This is a genomic window from Streptomyces sp. NRRL S-337 (assembly GCF_000720175.1).
GTDB classification, from domain to species: Bacteria; Actinomycetota; Actinomycetes; order Streptomycetales; family Streptomycetaceae; genus Streptomyces; species Streptomyces siderophoricus.
In genome coordinates, this window is the sequence record NZ_JOIX01000072.1 from 20,626 (window position 1) to 38,871 (window position 18,246).

At 73.5% G+C, this 18,246-nt stretch carries 16 protein-coding genes; 6 read left to right on the forward strand and 10 right to left on the reverse strand.

Annotation, left to right across the window (positions count from 1 at the left end):
• Positions 1–14 precede the first annotated feature (14 nt).
• The 4 genes from IG62_RS0132870 to IG62_RS0132885 all read right to left on the reverse strand — a co-directional run bounded on the left by IG62_RS0132870 (position 15) and on the right by IG62_RS0132885 (position 4,147).
• Complete coding sequence (locus tag IG62_RS0132870; RefSeq protein ID WP_030811868.1) at positions 15–1,265, reverse strand: ketosynthase chain-length factor; 1,251 nt, start codon at positions 1,263–1,265, stop codon at positions 15–17.
• Positions 1,262–2,530 carry a beta-ketoacyl-[acyl-carrier-protein] synthase family protein gene (locus tag IG62_RS0132875; RefSeq protein WP_030811870.1) on the reverse strand — a complete coding sequence of 423 codons (1,269 nt, stop codon included), beginning with the start codon at positions 2,528–2,530 and terminating at the stop codon, positions 1,262–1,264. Before IG62_RS0132875 ends, IG62_RS0132870 begins: the two co-directional genes overlap by 4 nt.
• Positions 2,527–2,961 (reverse strand): cupin domain-containing protein, encoded by a 435-nt coding sequence (locus IG62_RS0132880; RefSeq protein ID WP_030811872.1) that lies wholly within the window; start codon positions 2,959–2,961, stop codon positions 2,527–2,529. Before IG62_RS0132880 ends, IG62_RS0132875 begins: the two co-directional genes overlap by 4 nt.
• Positions 2,962–3,028: 67 nt before the next feature.
• Complete coding sequence (locus tag IG62_RS0132885) at positions 3,029–4,147, reverse strand: TcmI family type II polyketide cyclase (RefSeq protein WP_030811874.1); 1,119 nt, start codon at positions 4,145–4,147, stop codon at positions 3,029–3,031.
• A 253-nt stretch (positions 4,148–4,400) separates the two neighbouring features.
• On the opposite strand from IG62_RS0132885, the gene IG62_RS0132890 reads away from it, so the two are divergent.
• Together IG62_RS0132890 and IG62_RS0132895 are read left to right on the forward strand one after the other, a co-directional pair.
• Positions 4,401–6,035, forward strand: coding sequence for an FAD-dependent oxidoreductase (locus IG62_RS0132890; RefSeq protein ID WP_030811876.1), 1,635 nt, complete (start codon positions 4,401–4,403; stop codon positions 6,033–6,035).
• A gap of 468 nt (positions 6,036–6,503) precedes the next feature.
• Positions 6,504–6,992 carry a glutathione peroxidase gene (locus IG62_RS0132895; protein WP_030811878.1) on the forward strand — a complete coding sequence of 163 codons (489 nt, stop codon included), beginning with the start codon at positions 6,504–6,506 and terminating at the stop codon, positions 6,990–6,992.
• 14 nt (positions 6,993–7,006) lie between these two features.
• On the opposite strand, the gene IG62_RS0132900 is transcribed toward IG62_RS0132895, so the two are convergent.
• Positions 7,007–7,411, reverse strand: a complete 405-nt coding sequence (locus IG62_RS0132900; RefSeq protein ID WP_030811880.1) for an STAS domain-containing protein — start codon at positions 7,409–7,411, stop codon at positions 7,007–7,009.
• Positions 7,412–7,662: 251 nt separating this feature from the next.
• Positions 7,663–8,169, reverse strand: a complete 507-nt coding sequence (locus IG62_RS0132905; protein WP_030811883.1) for a DinB family protein — start codon at positions 8,167–8,169, stop codon at positions 7,663–7,665.
• Positions 8,170–8,358: 189 nt separating this feature from the next.
• On the opposite strand from IG62_RS0132905, the gene IG62_RS0132910 reads away from it, so the two are divergent.
• The 3 genes from IG62_RS0132910 (at position 8,359) to lnt (ending at position 12,641) form a co-directional block, all read left to right on the forward strand.
• Entirely contained in the window at positions 8,359–10,320 is a 1,962-nt protein-coding gene (locus IG62_RS0132910; RefSeq protein WP_030811886.1) for an ABC transporter ATP-binding protein, read from the forward strand.
• Positions 10,321–10,383: 63 nt separating this feature from the next.
• Positions 10,384–10,866 (forward strand): nuclear transport factor 2 family protein, encoded by a 483-nt coding sequence (locus IG62_RS0132915; protein ID WP_030811889.1) that lies wholly within the window; start codon positions 10,384–10,386, stop codon positions 10,864–10,866.
• 170 nt (positions 10,867–11,036) lie between these two features.
• A complete protein-coding gene (gene lnt, locus IG62_RS0132920) occupies positions 11,037–12,641 on the forward strand; it encodes an apolipoprotein N-acyltransferase (RefSeq protein WP_030811892.1) in 1,605 nt (534 codons plus the stop codon).
• On the opposite strand, the gene IG62_RS0132925 is transcribed toward lnt, so the two are convergent.
• Both IG62_RS0132925 and IG62_RS0132930 read right to left on the reverse strand, forming a co-directional pair.
• Positions 12,610–13,518, reverse strand: coding sequence for a Gfo/Idh/MocA family protein (locus IG62_RS0132925; RefSeq protein WP_030811894.1), 909 nt, complete (start codon positions 13,516–13,518; stop codon positions 12,610–12,612). The genes lnt and IG62_RS0132925 overlap by 32 nt on opposite strands.
• Positions 13,515–14,801 carry an FAD-dependent monooxygenase gene (locus tag IG62_RS0132930; protein ID WP_030811897.1) on the reverse strand — a complete coding sequence of 429 codons (1,287 nt, stop codon included), beginning with the start codon at positions 14,799–14,801 and terminating at the stop codon, positions 13,515–13,517. The genes IG62_RS0132925 and IG62_RS0132930 overlap by 4 nt, the downstream gene beginning before the upstream one ends.
• A 128-nt stretch (positions 14,802–14,929) precedes the next feature.
• On the opposite strand from IG62_RS0132930, the gene IG62_RS0132935 reads away from it, so the two are divergent.
• Positions 14,930–15,619: a TetR/AcrR family transcriptional regulator gene (locus tag IG62_RS0132935; protein ID WP_030811900.1), complete on the forward strand. Its 690-nt coding sequence runs from the start codon at positions 14,930–14,932 to the stop codon at positions 15,617–15,619.
• 83 nt (positions 15,620–15,702) lie between these two features.
• On the opposite strand, the gene IG62_RS0132940 is transcribed toward IG62_RS0132935, so the two are convergent.
• On the reverse strand, positions 15,703–16,257 hold the full coding sequence (locus IG62_RS0132940; RefSeq protein WP_030811904.1) for a hypothetical protein: 555 nt from the start codon (positions 16,255–16,257) through the stop codon (positions 15,703–15,705).
• A 288-nt stretch (positions 16,258–16,545) separates the two neighbouring features.
• Positions 16,546–17,214, reverse strand: coding sequence for a uracil-DNA glycosylase (locus tag IG62_RS0132945; protein WP_030811907.1), 669 nt, complete (start codon positions 17,212–17,214; stop codon positions 16,546–16,548).
• Positions 17,215–18,246 lie beyond the last annotated feature (1,032 nt).

The following is an 18,246-nucleotide window of genomic DNA, read 5'->3' on the forward strand; positions in this document are numbered from 1 at the left end:
TGCGGTTCTCCTTCTCACGAGGGGGACGGCCGGCCCTGCCGCAGCACCATTGCCGCGTTCGAGCCCATCAGTCCCCGGCTCAGCACCAGCGCCGTCCGCAGTTCGGCGGGGCGGGCCCGGCCGGTCACGACGTCAAGGTCGTGGCACACGTCGACGACGTTGGGGGTGGGCGGCACCACACCGTGTTCCATGGCGAGCACCGCGGCCGCGATGTCCAGGACGGGGGCACCGCAGTACGCCCGCCCGGTGCCGGTCTTGGGCGCGGTCACCGGGACCTGGGTGGCCTGCCGGCCCAGGGCGTCCGCGAGGGCCAGCGCCTCGGCCCGGTCGGCCGAGGGGACGCCCAGGGCGTCCGCGAACACCACGTCGATCTCGTCCGGGGCGCACCGCGCGTCCTCCAGCGCGCCGCGGATGGCGTGGGCGAGTCCGGCCCGGGACTCCTCCCACCGGGAGGCGCCGGTGAAGGTCGCGGCGTGTCCGGACAGTTCGGCCCGGACGGGTGCGCCACGGCCCTCGGCCGCCGTCGCCTCCTCGACGACCAGCATCGCGCCGCCTTCGGCGGGCACGAATCCGCAGGCGCCGTCGGTGAACGGGCGGTAGGCGCGGACCGGGTCGTCGAGCGTGCTCAGGTCGTCGTAGCCGAGCTGGCAGACGACCGAGTAGGGGGCCAGCGGTGCCTCGGCGGCGCCCACGACGACCGCGTCGGTGCCGCGCCGCACGGTGCGGCAGGCGTGCGCCAGGGCGTCCAGGCCGCCCGCCTCGTCGCTGGCCACGACTCCGCAGGGGCCCTTGAAGCCGCCGCGGATGGAGATCTGTCCGGTGCTGGCGGCGTAGAACCAGGCGATCGACTGGTAGGGGCCGACGTATTTGGAGCCCTGGCCCCACAGCCGTTGCAGCTCGCGCTGGCCGAACTCGCCGCCGCCGGACCCGGCGGCGGTGACGACGCCGACCGCGAACGGCGAGTCGGCGTAGTCGGCGCGGCCGAGGTGGGCGTCGTCCAGCGCGAGGTTGGCCGCCGCCATGGCGAAGTGGGTGAACCGGTCGGTCTGGACGAGGTAGCGCTCCTCGATCAGGTCCGCCGGATCGAAGCCGCGTACCTCACCGGCGACCTTGAGCGGCAGGTGCTCGCAGCCCTCCCGGGTCACCCGGTCGAGGACGCTGATGCCTTCCTTGGTCGCCTTCCAGAAGGCGTCAATACTCACCCCGTTGGGGGCGATGACGCCCATGCCGGTGACGACGGAGCGTCGTTCCTTCGCGGAGCTCATGCCGACCTCCCGCCCTGTCGGGTCAGTACCACCGCTGACTGGAATCCGCCGAAGCCGCTGCCGACCGAGAGCACCGAACGCAGCGGCAGTTCCCGCGCCGTCCTGGGCACGTAGTCGAGGTCGCACTCCGGGTCCGGGGTCTCGTAGTTGGCCGTCGGCGGCACGACCTGGTGGGTCAGGGCCAGCACGCAGGCGACGATCTCGATGGCGCCGATCGCGCCGAGCGAGTGGCCCACCATGGATTTGATGGAGCTCATCGGCACCTTGTGGGCGTGTGCGCCCAGCGACCGCTTGACCGCGGCGGTCTCGTGCCGGTCGTTCTGCTGGGTGCCCGAACCGTGCGCGTTGACGTAGTCGACCTGGGTGGCGTCGATCCTGGCGTGGTCGAGCGCGCGGTTGATCGCCTCGGCCATCTCCAGGCCCTCCTGGGTCAGCCCGGTCATGTGGTAGGCGTTGCCGAAGGTGGCGTAGCCGCGGAGCTCGCAGTGCACGGTCGCTCCGCGGGCCCGGGCGTGCTCCAGCTCCTCCAGGACGAGCACGGCGCCGCCCTCGCCCATGACGAATCCGTCGCGGTGGGCGTCGAACGGCCGGGAGGCGTGGGCGGGGTCGTCGTTGTTGGCGGAGGTCGCCTTGATCGCGTCGAAGCAGGCCACGGTGATCGGGGAGATCGGCGAGTCCGACGCGCCGGCGATACAGACGTCGACCTTGCCCTCCTCGATGGAGTGGAAGGCGTAGCCGATGGCGTCGAGGCCGGAGGTGCAGCCCGTGGAGACGGTCTGCACCGGGCCGTGCGCGCCGACCTGTTCGGCCACCGCGGAGGCCAGCGAACTGGGCGAGAAGGCCCGCTCCAGGTGGCGGCCGGCCGGCCGGTGGTCGACGTCCCAGCGCTTGCCGCGGTCGCTGACGGCGACGTAGTCGTGTTCGAGGCGGGTGGTGCCGCCGACCGCGGTGCCCAGGGAGACCCCGATGCGCCAGGGGTTCTCCCGTTCGGGGTCCAGGCCGGCGTCGCGCAGCGCCTCGTCCGCGGCGACCATGGCGAACTGGACGTACCGGTCCGAGCGGGCGACCTGCTCCGCGCTCAGGCCGTGCGCCGCGGGGTCGAAGTCGCATTCGGCGGCGATGCGCGAGCGGAATCCCTCCGGGTTGAAGAGGGTGATGCCACGGGTCGCCGTACGGCCGGCGGACAGCAGGTCCCAGAAGGCGGGCACTCCCACCCCGCCGGGCGCGACGATCCCGACTCCGGTGACCGCCACGCGGCGCGTCATGACACCGGCTCCGTGCGTTCGGGCGGGGCGGCGGGGCTGCTCTCCTCGGTACCCTCGGTGTCGACGTGCCCCAGCTCGGGGCGGGGCGCCAGCGGGCCGAGGTGGAAGACCATCCGGGCCTCGACGTCCCCGACGTTGCGGAACCGGTGCCGCATGTAGGGCGGGATCAGCAGCCCCTGGTCCGGGCGCAGCGGATGGGGCTCCCCGTCGAGGTCCACTTCGAGCGCGCCCTGGACGACGTACACGAACTCCTCGGAGTACGGGTGGTAGTGCTCTCCGATGCGCTCGCCGGGCTGTACGAGGGCCATGCCCATGAAGCCGCTCGTGGCACCCACCGCGCTGGGCGTCAGCATGGCGCGCAGATCACCTCCACGCCGGCGGTTGGGCTGGGTCTCGCTGAGGTCCACGATGCGTGGGCGGTGCGTGGTCATGGCTGAATCCTCCAGGGGCGTGAAGCCGGCGGTGGGTTGGGATGGGACCTGCTCCGGGCGGACGGTGTCAGGCGCCCGCGGACCGGCGGTCGGTGATCAGGGCCATGTCGCAGCGCGCGAGGAAGCGCGCGAGCTCGCGGTCGTTGGACAGACCGCCGGCCACTTCGGAGTCGAGCAGACGGCGCAGCACGGCCGTCTTGCGCGAGCCGCGGATGCCGAGCGAGAGCAGCGGGTCCTGGTCGAGCGGGATCCGCATGTCGACGAGCCGGACGACGACGTCGTCGCGCTGGAAGATGGTGCTGCCGGCGACGGGGCAGTCCGGGTCGTCGGCGGCCAGCTCGTCCTGGCGGGCCAGCATCCTGGCCAGCGCCATGCCGCAGCCTTCCTTGGCCGGGTAGAACAGCGCGTGGCGCCGTACGTCCTCGGGCCGCGCGCTGCCGGAGGCGACGTGGTGCACGGCGGGCAGGGCGGCGCGGGTGAAGAACACCCGGGCGGAGTTCGGGTCGCTGAGGTCGCGGTCCTGCTCCAGGTAGGGGTTGATGGCCTCCTCGACGGCCCGGACCTCGGGCTGCTGGGAGACGTGACGGAGCGCCGCCACCAGGTCGCCCTGCACCTCGACCGCACGGACCACGCGGTTGCCGTGCATGAACAGGGAGGTGCGGCGCAGCCGGGTGGTGTCGTCGACCCGGGCCTCCGGCGAGTCGTAGCCGGCCAGGATCTCGGCGACCTTGTCCTCGCTGCCGGGCTTCACGGTGAAGGTCAGCGCGTGCCGCACCACACCGTCGCCGACGCGGGGGTTGGCCTGGAGCCGGCCCTTGGGGGGCTCGGGGGCCCGGGCGGCGATGTTCGAGGTCTCGCGCAGGACGCTGAAGCGCAGCGAGCGGGTGTCGCGGACGCAGGCGTGCAGCGGCTGGACCATCTTGACGTGCTCCTCGCTGTTGACCCAGGCGAGGAAGGGGGGTGCGCTCTCCCATTCGCTGGTGATCAGCCACTGCGAGGGGTTCTCGATGGACTGGCACAGCTGGTCGGTGAGGTGCCCGGGGACGGACGCGACCTGGTTGCGCAGGTGCTCGTAGGCTTCCAGGAACTGCTGCTGGGCTCCGTCGTGGAGGTCCAGGAGCAGTACGACCCTGAGCCGGGAGCCGTCGAAGGCTGACTGGGATATTCGTTCCGACAGCGTTGTCATCGTCTACGCATCTCCTTCGGTGCCCGATGGCCCCTGTGGTGCGTCGTCAGTTCCGGTGCGATCCGGGTGACTGAGCCGGATGGTGGGGCTGCCCGCCCCGGATGTCCGGGGGGCGTCCCGGATTCGATCGTGGCCGGGACGTACGGGCGGCGCGAGATCTGTGAGCCATGCAGGTGAACCGTGATCGAACAGGTCCACGGCCGGGCATTCGTGCTCCATCTGCCCTCAATGCGCCTTGGAGCTGGAGCACGCCATGAATCCCATCCCCCGAGAACGGGTCCCGGTACTGGTCGTGGGCGGGTCCCTGGTGGGCCTGTCCGCCTCGCTGTTTTTGGGACGGCTGGGTGTACGGCACCTGTTGGTCGAGAAGCACTCCGCCACCTCCCATCACCCGCGCGGGCGCGGCAACAACGTCCGCACGATGGAGCTGTTCCGGGTGGCCGGCGCCGAGCGGCCGATCCGCCAGGCGGCCTCGACGTTGGCCGGCAACCACGGGATCCTGCAGGCCCGTTCACTGACCGGCGACGAACAGGAGTGGCTGTTCAAGGAGATCGACCCGGGCGGCGGGCTGGCCCGGATCAGTCCGGCCGGCTGGTGTCTGTGCAGCCAGAACGACCTCGAACCGGTCCTGGTGCGGTGTGCCCGCGAGCACGGCGGCGACCTGCGTTTCTCCACCGAGCTGGTCTCGTTCGAACAGGACGCGGACGGGGTGACCGCGGAGCTGAAGAGCCGGGAGACCGGCGAGCGGCGCACCGTGCGCGCGGACTACCTCATCGCGGCCGACGGTCCCCGCAGCCCGGTACGCGAGCGGCTGGGCATCGGGCAGACCGGTCCGGGCGACCTGTTCCACAACGTGAGCATCACCTTCCGGGCCCCGGAGCTCGCGGAGGTGGTGGGCGACCGCCGCTTCATCGCCTGCTACCTGACCAACCCGGAGGCCGACGGCGCCCTGCTGCCGGTGGACAACGAGCGGGACTGGGTCTTCCACGCGCCCTGGCACCCCGACCAGGGCGAGACCCTGGAGGACTTCACCGACGAGCGGTGCATCGACCACATCCGGCGGGCTACGGGTGCGCTGGACATGGCGGTGGAGATCACCGGCAAGGCCCCGTGGCACGCCGCCGAGCGGGTCGCCGAGCAGTACGGCGAGGGCCGGGTCTTCCTCGCCGGCGACTCGGCCCACGAGATGTCGCCCACCGGCGCGTTCGGGTCGAACACCGGCATCCAGGACGCCCACAACCTGGCCTGGAAGATCGCCGCCGTCCTGGACGGCGCGGCGGGCCCGGAGCTGTTGTCGACGTACGAGGCGGAGCGGCTGCCGGTGGCCCGGGAGACCAGCGCCCGCGCCTCGGCCCGCTCCGCGGAGCACAGCCACCCCGGGTACGCACCGGCGCCCGGGGCCGGCGGGGGCCGGCAGCGCGGGGTGCTCACCGTCGCGCTCGGCTACTGCTACCCGCGCGGCGCGGTCGTCGGCGCCGATCCCGAACTCCCGGTGGTTCCGGACCAGTTGCGGATGACCGGCGAGCCGGGCACCCGCGCCCCGCACATGTGGCTGACCGGCCCCGAGGGCCGCCGCTCCACGCTCGACCTCTACGAGACGGCGTTCACCCTGCTGTCCGGCTCCGACGGCGACATGTGGCGCACCGCGGCCAAGGGCGCCGTCCAGCGCTTCGGGGTGCGGCTGAACTGCTACCTGATCGGCACCGAACCGGACGACGACCTGGCCCCGGAGGAGGGCGCCGACTGGGCCGAGAAGCACGGCACGACGCCCGAGGGTGCGGTGCTGGTGCGGCCGGACGGCTATGTGGCGTGGCGGGCGGAGGGCCGGGTGGCCGATCCCGAGGCGGCGCTCGCGGAGGTCCTGGAGGCGCTGCTGTGCCGGTCCTGAACCGGGCAGATCCACCGGATACCGCCCCGGTGTTGCGGCTGGTGGTGCTGAGGTGAGCGAAGGGGCCGGCGGGAAGTCCGCCGGCCCCTTCGCGCCGGGAACGTATCTTCTGCCCGTCACCGCCGCAGGGGCATCTGCGGGCCGCCCCGGCCGCGTCCCGCAACCCGGGCGCCGATTTCCGGTTGAGTCCGGGCATGGATGTCAAGAAGCCCGCCTCGCACCCTTTTCAGCGGATCTCGCTACCGCACCGGCCCCCGTCGCTGCCGCCGCCGCCCGCCCCTCAGGCGCGCCGGCCGCCCGAGGAGGACACCCCCATCTTCGACCAGCTGCTCAAGGAATGGCGGGCCGGCACCCTGCGCCCTACGGTTTCCTGGCCGACCGACGATCCGGGGAAGATCAGGGCGGGCGGCGCCGTTGGGAACGACGAGGGCTGTCCCCGTCCGCGTACCCGTGAAGAGGAGCATGACCGTGAGCCTGTACGACATCCCGCTGCGCACCCTGACCGGTGAGCCCGCCTCGCTCGCCGACCACCGCGGCAAGGCACTGCTGGTGGTCAACGTGGCGTCCAAGTGCGGGCTGACCCCGCAGTACGAAGGTCTGGAGCGGCTGCAGCAGCGCTATGCGGACCGGGGCTTCTCCGTGCTGGGCTTCCCCAGCAACCAGTTCGCGGGCCAGGAGCCCGGCACCGCCGAGGAGATCGCCACGTTCTGCTCGACGACGTACGGCGTCAGCTTCCCGCTCTTCGAGAAGGGCGACGTCAACGGCGCCGCCCGGCAGCCGCTGTACGCCGAGCTCACGGCCGTCGCGGACGCCGAAGGGGCGGCCGGTGACGTGCAGTGGAACTTCGAGAAGTTCCTGATCGACGCCGAGGGCCGGGTCGCGGGCCGCTTCCGGCCGCGTACCGAGCCGGAGGCTCCCGAGCTGGTCGCCGCGATCGAGGCGGCCCTGCCGGCCTGAGCCCCGGGCGGGCGTCACGCCACGGCGATGTCCGCACCCCCGGCCGCTCCGGCACCGTCGCCGGCGGGGCCGGGGGCGTCGTCCGGCACGAGCTCGAAGTGACCGGTCAGTCCGGTCATCCGCAGCAGCCGTCCGACGCTGCCGCCGTCGGTGACACCGGCCAGCCGCAGCCGGCCGCCCCGCTGCCTGGTGCGGTAGCGGGCGCGGCTGAGCAGCGAGAGTCCGGCGCAGTCGATGAAGGTCACCGCGCGCAGGTCGAGCACGAGGTCGGTGCCCTGCGCGCCGGTGAGGTCGTCCATCCGGCCGGAGAGCACCGACACGGCGAGGATGTCGAGCTCACCGTGGAGCTCGTAGACGGTCGCGCCGTCGGCGGCGCGACCGGGTCCCGTGATTCTCGGGTAGTACTGACGTTCGTCCATCGGCCCGGCCCACTTTCGTGCCGCGGCACCGGAAACGGCCAGGCGTCACGGCGGAGACGTACAAGAGAGGTGGGGGGCGCCCGGCGCGATCCGGGCGGGGTCGGCCCGTTTCCGGGGCGTCGTTGCGCTTGAGTTGTCTACGGCTTACCCGCCGTCCCGCCACCTCAACTCACCGGCGTACGCCGCCTCACGAGGTTGTCTCAAAGTCGCCCCTCGGCGCACGGCAGACGGTATCCACACCCCGCACGCCGTCACCTGCCGACGGCCCCGTCGGCCTGCTCCCGCAGGATGTCGGCGTGCCCGGCGTGCCGCGCGGTCTCCTCGATCATGTGCACCAGCACCCAGCGCAGCGACCGGACCGCACCGGCCCTCCCCGCCGGGCGGACGCAGGCGCGGCCCAGGTCGTCGCAGCGCCCGGCGATCTCGTTGGACCGTCGGACGGCCGCGCGGTAGCCGGCCAGAATGTCCTCCGCGCGCTCCTCGGCGCGGACCGTCATCCCGAGGTCCGGCGGCGCGTCCCCGGCGCCCTCGAAGGCCCAGACGAACCAGTAGTGCTCCGCGGCGGTCAGATGCTTGACCAGCCCGAGCAGGCTGGTCCCGGACGGCACCCCGGGAGCGCGCGCCGCCTGTCCCGCGAGGCCCTCCGCCTTGGCGGCCACGGCCTCGCGAAGGTAGTCGAGGAAGGCGAGCAGGGTGGTCTTCTCGTCGGCGTCGGTGCCTGGCGGGCCGGTGTCGGGGCGCGGCTGAGTCGTCGTCACCCGGGCACCCAACCACGGTCCGGGCCGGGCCGCCCGCCATTTCTCTCCGGACACCCGGCTTCCCGCGGGATCCTGAGGGTGATCCTTGGGGAATCAGTTGACCTCAATATTGGTTGAGGTCCTAGGTTCCTTTCATGTCGCCGGTCACTCACGGCGATCCCGTGACGACCCGGCACACAGGAGGCCACCATGGACATGGAAGTCACCGCCTGGCACTCGCTGCACAGCACGATGACCGCGCAGCAGGGCCGGCACCGCTTCTCCCGCGGCACACTGCGCCGCATCGCGGCGTTCGCCCGGCCGCACCGGCGGCACCTGGTCTGGTTCCTGGTGCTGAGCACGGTGACCGCGATGCTCGCGGTGGCCACGCCGCTGCTCGCCGGCCGGGTGGTGGACGCGATCGTCGGGGGTGACTCGTCCGCCCTGGTGGTCGGCCTGTCCGGGCTGATCGCCCTGATCGCGGTCGCCGAGGCGGGCCTCGGACTGCTGACCCGCTGGCTGTCGGCGAGCATCGGCGAGGGACTGATCCTGGACCTGCGGACCACCGTCTACGACCACGTCCAGCGGATGCCGATCGCCTTCTTCACCCGGACCCGGACCGGCGCCCTGGTCAGCCGGCTCAACAACGACGTGATCGGCGCCCAGCGGGCGTTCAGCGACACCCTCTCCGGAGTGGTCAGCAACATCGTCACCCTGCTGCTCACCCTCGGCGTGATGCTCAGCCTCTCCTGGCAGATCACCCTGATCGCCCTGGTGCTGCTGCCGGTGTTCGTGCTGCCCGCCCGCAGGGTCGGCCGCCGGCTGGCGGCACTGCGCCGGGAGGGCGCCGACCACAACGCGGCGATGGGCACGCAGATGACCGAACGGTTCTCCGCACCGGGCGCCACCCTCGTCAAGCTGATGGGCCGCCCGGCCCGCGAGTCCGCCGAGTTCGCCGTCCGCGCCCGCCGGGTCCGGGACATCGGCGTCCGCTCGGCCATGGTCCAGACGTACTTCGTCACCGCGCTGACCTTGGTCTCCGCCCTGGCGCTGGCCGTCGTCTACGGCCTGGGCGGCTTCCTGGCGCTGCGCGGACAGCTGGAGGCCGGTGCGATCGTCTCGCTCGCCCTGCTGCTCACCCGCCTCTACGCCCCGCTGACCGCGCTGTCCGGCGCCCACATCGAGGTGATGAGCGCCCTGGTCAGCTTCGAGCGGGTCTTCGAGGTGCTCGACCTGAAGCCGCTGATCGCCGAGAAGCCGGACGCCCGCGAGGTCCCCGACGGGCCGGTGTCGGTGGAGTTCGACTCCGTACGCTTCGGCTACCCGTCCGCCGACAAGGTCTCGCTGGCCTCCCTGGAGGAGGTCGCCACCCTCGACACCCGCGGCGGCGAAGAGGTGCTGCACGGCATCTCCTTCCGCGCCGAACCCGGCCAGATGGTCGCCCTGGTCGGCTCCTCAGGCGCCGGCAAGTCGACCGTCGCCCAGTTGCTGCCGCGGCTGTACGACGCGGACTCCGGCGCGGTCCGGCTGTCCGGCGTGGACGTCCGCGACCTGACCGCCGCCTCGCTGCGCGGGGCCCTCGGCATGGTCACCCAGGACGGCCACCTCTTCCACGACTCGATCCGCGAGAACCTGCTGCTCGCCAAGCCGGAGGCGACCGAGGACGAGCTGTGGGACGCCCTCCGCCGGGCCCGCCTGGAGGAACTGATCTCCGGCCTCCCCGACGGCCTGGACACCGTCGTCGGCGAGCGCGGCTACCGCCTCTCCGGCGGCGAACGGCAGCGGCTGACCATCGCCCGGCTGCTGCTCGCCCACCCCCGGGTGGTGATCCTCGACGAGGCCACCGCCCACCTGGACAACACCTCCGAGGCGGCGGTCCAGGAGGCGCTCGGCGAGGCCCTGGAGGGACGTACCGCGCTGGTCATCGCCCACCGGCTCTCGACCGTACGCGCCGCCGACCTGATCCTGGTCGTCGAGGGCGGCCGGATCGTCGAACGCGGAAGCCACGAGACACTGCTGGCGGCCGACGGGCGGTACGCGGAGCTGTACCGGACCCAGTTCACCGAGGCGACTGCCACGTCTCCCGCCGCGTCGCCGTCGGGCCCGGACGCCGGGTCCGCACCGGCCGGTTCCGGCGACGACCTGCTGGTGGACCCGGCACTGGTGAACTGAACGCGGCATACCGAAGGCCCCCACCTCTTGGCGGGGGCCTTCCGCATACCGAAAACTGAGGAGATGACGCAGCGCGCGGAACACTCCACCGTCATGGACCGGCTCGCCCTGGACGACCTGGTCACCGGCTACGCGGTCACCGTGGACGACGGCGACTGGCCCGGCTACCTGGCCCTTTTCGCCGCGGACGCGCGGGTCGACTACCGCTCGGCGGGCGGCATCGAGGGCAGCGCCGAGGACGTCGCCGCCTGGCTGACCGAGATGCTCCGGAACTTCGAGATCCGCCAGCACCTGATCGTCAACCGCCGGATCACGCTGGGCTCGCAGGACGGCGCACCGGGCGACACCGCCCGCATCCGGGCCGACTACCTCAACCCGATGCGGCTGGCCGGCCCGGCGGCCGACGACGACGGCGGGCCCACCGCCCCCAACTACACCTGCGCCGGCCGCTACGACTTCACCGCCCGCCGCACCCCGGACGGCTGGCGGCTGACCGCGGTCGTCGTACAGGAGAAATGGCGGGAGGTGCGGCAGGCGGGCGACTGACCCCGGGCGGTCCGCGACCGGGCGCGCCTCGGCCGTCCCGGCGAGGGTCCGGCTCCCCCGGGCGAGGCCCCCTTTCCTTGATCGCACCACCCGCGCACACTGGGCGTCCGGCCGGTCCCGCGCGCCCGGCCGAACGGACGAACCGGCACCCGGCAGACCGTGGAGACCGTATGGACAGACCGCTCGGCCCCCGGACGCGGTGGCTCGGCTCCGCCTGGGGCCGGGGAGCGACCGCCGCGCTCGCCGGGGCGCTGCCGGCGCTCGCCTTCCCCGCCCCGTCGTGGTGGTGGCTGGCGTACGTCGCGCTGGTGCCGTGGCTGCTGCTGGTGCGGACCGCGCCCACGCCCCGGCGGGCGGCACTCGACGGCTGGCTGGGCGGGACCGGTTTCATACTGGCGGTGCACCACTGGCTGCTGCCGAGCCTGCACGTCTTCATCCTCGTCCTCGCCCTGCTGCTCGGTGCGCTCTGGGCGCCCTGGGGGCTGCTGGTACGGGCCCTGCTGGGCGGTACACCCGGCGCCGGGAGATCGGCGACCGCGCTGGTGCTGGTGCCGTCGGGCTGGCTGATGGTGGAACTCGTCCGTTCCTGGGAATACTTGGGCGGCCCCTGGGGCCTGCTGGGCGCCAGCCAGTGGCAGGTCGCACCGGCCCTGCGGCTGGCGTCGATCGGCGGGGTCTGGCTGCTGAGCTTCCTGATCGTGGCGGTGAACACCGCCCTGACCGAACTGATCGCCCGCCGCGCCACCTGGCGGCCCGCGGTCGCCGGCCTGCTGGTGTGCGCACTGGCGGGCGGCGGCGCGTGGTTCCTGGCGCCGGTCCCCCGCCCGGCCGGCACGGTGCGGATCGCGGTCGTCCAGCCGGGCCCGGACGGCACCCCCACCCAGCGGCTGGCCCGCAGTGAGGCGCTCACCCGGTCGCTGGCCGGGCGCGGGGTGCGGCTGGTCGTCTGGGGCGAGAGCAGCATGTACCAGGACCCGGCGGACCGCCCGGCGCTCGCCGCCAAGCTCGCCGCACTGTCCCGGGAGACCGGTGCCGACCTGCTGGTCAACGCCGACTCGGTACGCGCCGGGCGGCCGGGTATCTACAAGAGCGCCGTCCTGATCGGCCCGCACGGCCCGACCGGCGACCGTTACGCCAAGAGACGGCTGGTCCCGTTCGGCGAGTACATACCGTTCCGGTCCGTACTGGGCTGGGCGACCAAGGTGGGCAAGGCGGCCACCACCGACCGGATACGCGGCACCCACCAGGTGGTGATGCCGGTCGCCACGGCCGGCGGGCTGCGGATCGGGCCGCTGGTGTGCTTCGAGACCGCCTTCCCCGACCTGAGCCGCGCCCTGGCGCTCGGCGGTGCGCAGGTGATCGTCGCCCAGTCCTCGACGTCCACGTTCCAGGACAGCTGGGCTCCGCTGCAGCACGCCTCCCTGGGTGCCCTGCGGGCCGCGGAGACCTGGCGGCCGATGGTGCACGCCACGCTCACCGGCGTCAGCGCGGTGTACGGCCCCCGGGGCGAGCGGATCGGCAGCACGCTCGGCACCGACCGCGGCGCGGCCGCCGTCTACGACCTGCCGCTGGCCACCGGCACCAGCCCGTACACCCGGTTCGGCGACTGGGTGCTGTACGGGGCGGTGGGCGCACTGGTGCTCGCCGGTGCGTACAGCGGCGGGCAGCGGCTCGTCCCACGGCGGCCCGGCGGACGGACCCGACCGCGCCGGGCCGACGGCCGGACAGCTCCCTCGGACCGGCTCAGCGAGCGGACCGCTCCACCGCGTCGGTGATGACGCGCTCGCACAGCTCGTGGGTGCGCAGCGCGTCCCGGGCGGACGGCTGCCGCCCGGCCCGTACGTCGTCCAGGAACGCCAGGACGATCTGCTCGATACCACGCTGACGGGCGACCGGCACCCAGTCACCGCGCCGCCGGACCGTCGGCTGCCCCTTGTGGTCGATGACCTCGGCGAGGTTCACGACCTGCCGCCGGGTGTCCTGCCCGGAGACGTCGAGGACCTCCTCGGCGGAGCCGCTGAGGCGGTTCATCGTGCCGATGGCGGTGAACCCGTCGCCGGAGAGCTGGAGCACCACGTGGTGCATCAGGCCGTCCCGGATCCGGGCCCGGACGTCGATGTGGTCCGGCTCGTCCGGCAGCAGGAACCGCAGGGTGTCGACGACGTGGATGAAGTCGTCCAGCACCAGCGTGCGCGGGTCCTCGGGCAGCCCGACCCGGTTCTTGTGCATCAGGATCAGGTCGCGGGCGTGCTCGCGGCACTGCGCGTAGGCCGGCGCGAACCGGCGGTTGAAACCGACGGTCAGGCCCACGCCCCGGTCCTCGGCCAGCGCCACGAGCCGCCGGGACTCGTCGAGTTCGTAGGAGAGCGGCTTGTCGACGTAGGTCGGCACACCGGCCTCGACGAGCCGGGTGACCAGCTCGGGGTGGGCGGCGGTGGCCGCGTGCACGAACGCCGCGTCCAGGCCGACGGCGAGCAGCGAGTCCAGATCCGCGTGGAGCTGGTCGCCGGTCAGCCGGTGGGCGGCGCCGACCCGTTGGAGGGTCGCCGCGGTGCGGGTGTGCAGATGGAGTTCGGTCCCCGGCAGGGTGCCCAGTACGGGCAGGTACGCCTTCTGCGCTATGTCGCCGAGTCCGATGCAGCCGACCTTCACTCTTGCTCCTCGCGTAGTGCCGCGGTCCTGGTGCCCCGCGCCCCGGCAGCATACGTGCCGGTCGGCGGCCGCCAGTCGGCGATGCCGTCGAGGGCGCGCAACGTGAGATCGGGGGTCAGGCGGGCGGTGGCGGCCATCAGCCCGGCGCGCAGTGCACACGCGGGCCGGGACCGCCAGGTGGTGAGCCGGCCGACCCGCTCGGCGCGGCGCACCACCTCCATGGTGCGCGGCAGCCGCTGCCGGGTGTACGCGGCCAGCGCGGCCCCCAGATCGGCGTCCGGCCCGGCCTCGTGCGCCAGCACGACGGCGTCCTCGACGGCCTGGCACCCGCCCTGCCCCAGATTGGGCGTCATCGGATGGACGGCATCACCGAGCAGGGCGACCCGGCCGTGGTGAAAGGCGGGCGGCGGGGCCGCCGCGCTGTACACGTCGTTCCGCAGCACCTCGGCAGGGCCGACGGCGTCGAGCAGCGCCGGAACGGGCTGGTGCCAGGCCCCGAACCGCCGCAGGAGTTCGGCCCGCTCGTCGTCGACGGCCCGGCCCCCGGCGGGCACGGCCGCGGTGGCGTACGCGTAGATCCGCCCACCGGCCAGCGGCACGGTGCCCCAGAGGCTGCCGCGCCCCCAGGTCTCGTGCGCCACCGGGCGCACCCCGTCGGGCGCCGGCACGACGAACCGCCACGCGGTGAATCCGGCGTAACGGGGAGCGGGGTGGCGGGGGAAGACGGCCCGGCGGACGGCGGAGTGGATGCCGTCGGCGGCGACTACCAGGTCAGCGGAGAGCTCGACGAGGTGAGGGTCGTCGGGCACGGGCCGGTGGGGGACGGTCTGGTCAGGTACGGAGATGCGGACCCGGGCCGGGCGGCCGCCCGGGCGGGGGTCACCCGGGTCGCCGAGGGTGGCGGTGGCGCCTGTACGGACCGCGCTCGCGGGGAGCCGGGCGGCGAGCAGGGCGACCAGTTCGGCGCGGTGCGCGATGGCCACCGGCCCACCGAAGCGCCGGACGGCCGCCGCGTTGTCCGTACGGGCCAGCCGACGTCCGCCGGGCAGCCGGAACTCGCCGGCCCCCTGCCAGTCGGCCATCGCACGTACCGCGTCGCCCACTTCGATCGTGTCCAGCGCGCGCTGGGCGTTCGGCGCCAGCGCAATGCCCGCCCCGACCGGCTCCAGCGCGGCGGCCCGCTCGACGACGGTGACCGCCCACCCCCGGCGCTCCAAGGCCACCGCGGCGGTGAGCCCACCGATCCCGCCTCCGATCACCAGCGCGGTGCGCTGCCTCTTCATGTCGCCTCCGAGTCCGTTCCAGGTCCGGGCACACGCCAACTACAGATGTAGTTACCATTCGACCGGAGACTACACCTGTAGTCAGCGAAGGTCACTACATCCGTAGTAGCCCCGCTAGGCTCCCTCCCATGACCGCTCGCGACCGCCACCGCCCGGCTCCGACCGCCACTGCCCCCTCCTCCGGCCGCCCTCAGCTGATCGCGGATGCGGCAATTCGCCTGCTCGCCGAACGCGGGATGCGGGGGCTGACCCATCGGGCCGTCGACGAGGCGGCCGGTCTGCCGCTGGGCTCCACCTCGAACCTCGCGCGGACCCGGGAGGCCCTGTTGGAGACGGCGGTTCGGCGGCTGGCCGAACGGGAGGCCGCGGTGCTCACCCCGGCGGAAATGCCGGCGGTCGCCGCGTACACCACCGGCCCCGGGACGGCGGCCGCCGGCACTCCGGAGGCGAACACTGGTCCTGAGGCGGTCGCGGAGGCCCTCGCACTCGCACTGCACCGCTACCTCGCACAGCACCGGCAGCTGCTCCTCGCCCGTTACGAACTCGCTCTGGAGGCCACCCGCAGGACCGCACTACGGGAGATCTACGACCGGGCGGGGCGGGCCTTCCGCGAACCGATGGTGGCGATGCTGGCGGCGGCCGGCTCCACCGAGCCCGAACGGCATGCACTCTCGATGGTGGCCTGGTGCGACGGCGTGCTGTTCTCCTGCACGGCAGGCCAGTTCCACGCCACCACCCCGACCCGCGCCGAGCTGCGCACCTCCTGCGCGGAACTCCTGACCGGCATGCTGCGCCGCCAGGACGACGCAGAACGCTAGCGGGCACGGCGGCGGACGCTAGGAGGGCACGGCGTACGCCAGGGGGTACGGCGGACGCCATGGGATACGGGGTACGGCGGACGCTAGGGGGTAGGGCCGGCGGCTCCGCCCAGCTGGAGCTCCAGGCGAGCGATCGCGTCCCGCAGCCCCTGGCGGTATTCGCCGTCGGCGAGCGCGTTGACCGAGGCCCGGGCCCGCAGCAGCTGGGCCCGGGCGTCGGCCGGCCGGTCGAGCGCCGCGTAGTCGGCCGCGATGTTGAGATGCAACGAGGGGAAGAAGGCACTCAGCGCGACGAGGGGGTGGTAGCGGGTGCCAGGGCCCTCCCCCGGCACGGCGGCCATCCCAGGCTCCCCTGCGGCGGGCACGGTGTCTTCGCGCCGCTCGGTGACGAAGCCCTCGGCCGCTTCCAGGGCCCTCAGGTCCCAGTCCAGTTCGTCCTGCGGGTCGTCCTGGGTATCGGCCATGTAGTGCGCGAGGGCGCAACGATGGAAGGCGTCGCCCTGCGGCCCGATCTCGTGCCACAGCGCGGAGAGGCGGTTACGCGCCTCTTCGCGATCGCCGGCCCGATGCAGCATGATCGCCTGGCCGATCCGGGTGAGTACCCCGTCCTCAGACAACGCCTCCAGCCGCTGCTCCACCACCGCGCACTCCCCGTATCCACTCACCACCGCTGACGTTTCCTCGACGCTAACCGCCACCGGAGAGCTTCGCTCGGTGTGCGCGACGCGCCGGGTGGCAGCCGGACGGGCGCGGGCCACGGTCCCGGCCGGGTGGCAGCCGCACGGCCGCAGGCTACGGTCCACGGCCCCGGCCGGGGCAGCCGTACGACGGCGGACCACCACCCGGCCCGGGGGGCCGCACAACGGCGGGCCACCGCCCGGGCCGGGGCAGCCGCACGATGGCGGGCCATCACCCGGGGCGGTTACTCAGCCCAGGTCCGGGATGCGCCAGTCGATCGGGGCGTGGCCGTGCGCGGCGATCGCGGCGTTGATCTGGGTGAACGGGCGGGAGCCGAAGAACTTCTTCGCCGACAGCGGGGAGGGGTGCGCGCCCTGCACCACGGCATGCCGGTCCTGGTCGATCAGCGGCAGCTTCTTCTTGGCGTAATTCCCCCACAGCACGAAGACCGCCGGATCGGGCCGGGCCGCCACCGCGCGGATCACCGCGTCGGTGACCTTCTCCCACCCCTTGCCCTTGTGCGAATTGGCCTCCGCCTCGCGGACCGTCAGGACGGCGTTCAGCAGCAGTACGCCCTGCTGGGCCCAGGGCATCAGATAGCCGTTGTCCGGAATGGGATGGCCCAGCTCCTCCTTCATCTCCTTGTAGATGTTCCGCAGCGACGGCGGCGTCTTGACCCCGGGCTGCACGGAGAAGCACAGGCCGTGGCCCTGGCCCGCGCCGTGATACGGGTCCTGGCCGAGAATGAGCACCTTCACCTGGTCGTAGGGCGTCGCCTCCAGCGCCGCGAAAACCTGCTCACGGGGCGGATAGACCGGGCCCTGGGCCCGCTCCTGCTCGACGAAGTCGGTGAGCTCCTTGAAATAGGGCTTCGCCAACTCCTCGCCGAGTACCCCGCGCCAGGACTCGGGCAGCATGTCGGTCACCACGTCAACAACCTCCGGTGTGTGTTGCGTTCTCACTCACAGAACCTACCGGCGACCACTGACAACACCGCCCACGGGCCATTCCCTTCCCGGGGCTGGGGCGAGAGCGGGGCGGGACGGGCAGGGCGGGGCAGGGCAGGGCGGACCGGGCTCGTTTACCCGTGCCGTAAGCCCTTGCAGCACGGGCACCGGACACAAGCCTGCGGCAGGGGGCGGCCCCACGGCTATGGGGGGCTTACGGCACGGGGCCGACGGCGGCGGGGGCGGTCCCGCGGCGGGGGTCCCGCGGCGGCGGGGGCCACGGCGCGGGGGCCCGGCGGCGGGGGCCACGGCACGGAGGGCCACGGCGCGGGGGCCCGGCGGCGGGGGGCCACGGCACGGGGGCCCACGGCACGGAGGGGGTTCCTATGGCACGGGGGCGGTCCCACGGCACAGCGGGCTCGGGCCCTCGCCCTGCTCCGCCGGAACTCACCTCGCCTCGCTGTGCCCCCCACGCCCCGCGGGGGCCCAGCCGCCCAGCCACATCCGTGCCCCCGTCACGCCCCCGCCAGGGCCCACCACTCTGTCTGAGCCCCCGCTCTCCGCCGGGCTCGGGGACCTTGCCGCGGCCCTCACCACGCCCCGCTCGGGCCCCCACGCCCCGCCAGGCCCAGCACACCCGCCAGGGCCCACCAGGCCCCCGCGGGGCCCACCACGCTCCGCCGAAGCCGATCGCCCCTCCGCCGGGCCCCGAGGCTTCACCACGCCCCACCAGAGCCTGGGTCTCCTCCGCCGTGCTGAGCCTCTTCCCCGCCCGGACCCCAGCTCCCACCGCCGGGCCCGAACCTGTCCCCTGCCTGGACCCCAGGGTCCCACCGCCGGGCCCGACCTCTCCCCCGCCCGAACCCCACGGCCCTTCCACCGGGTCCAAGCCTCTCTCACGCGGAACCCGAACCTTTCCCGCCAGGCCCCGGGCTTCCCCGCCCGGCCCCAGCTGCCCCCGTCCGGGCCCAGCTGCCCCCGCCGGGCTCCGGCGGCTTCCCC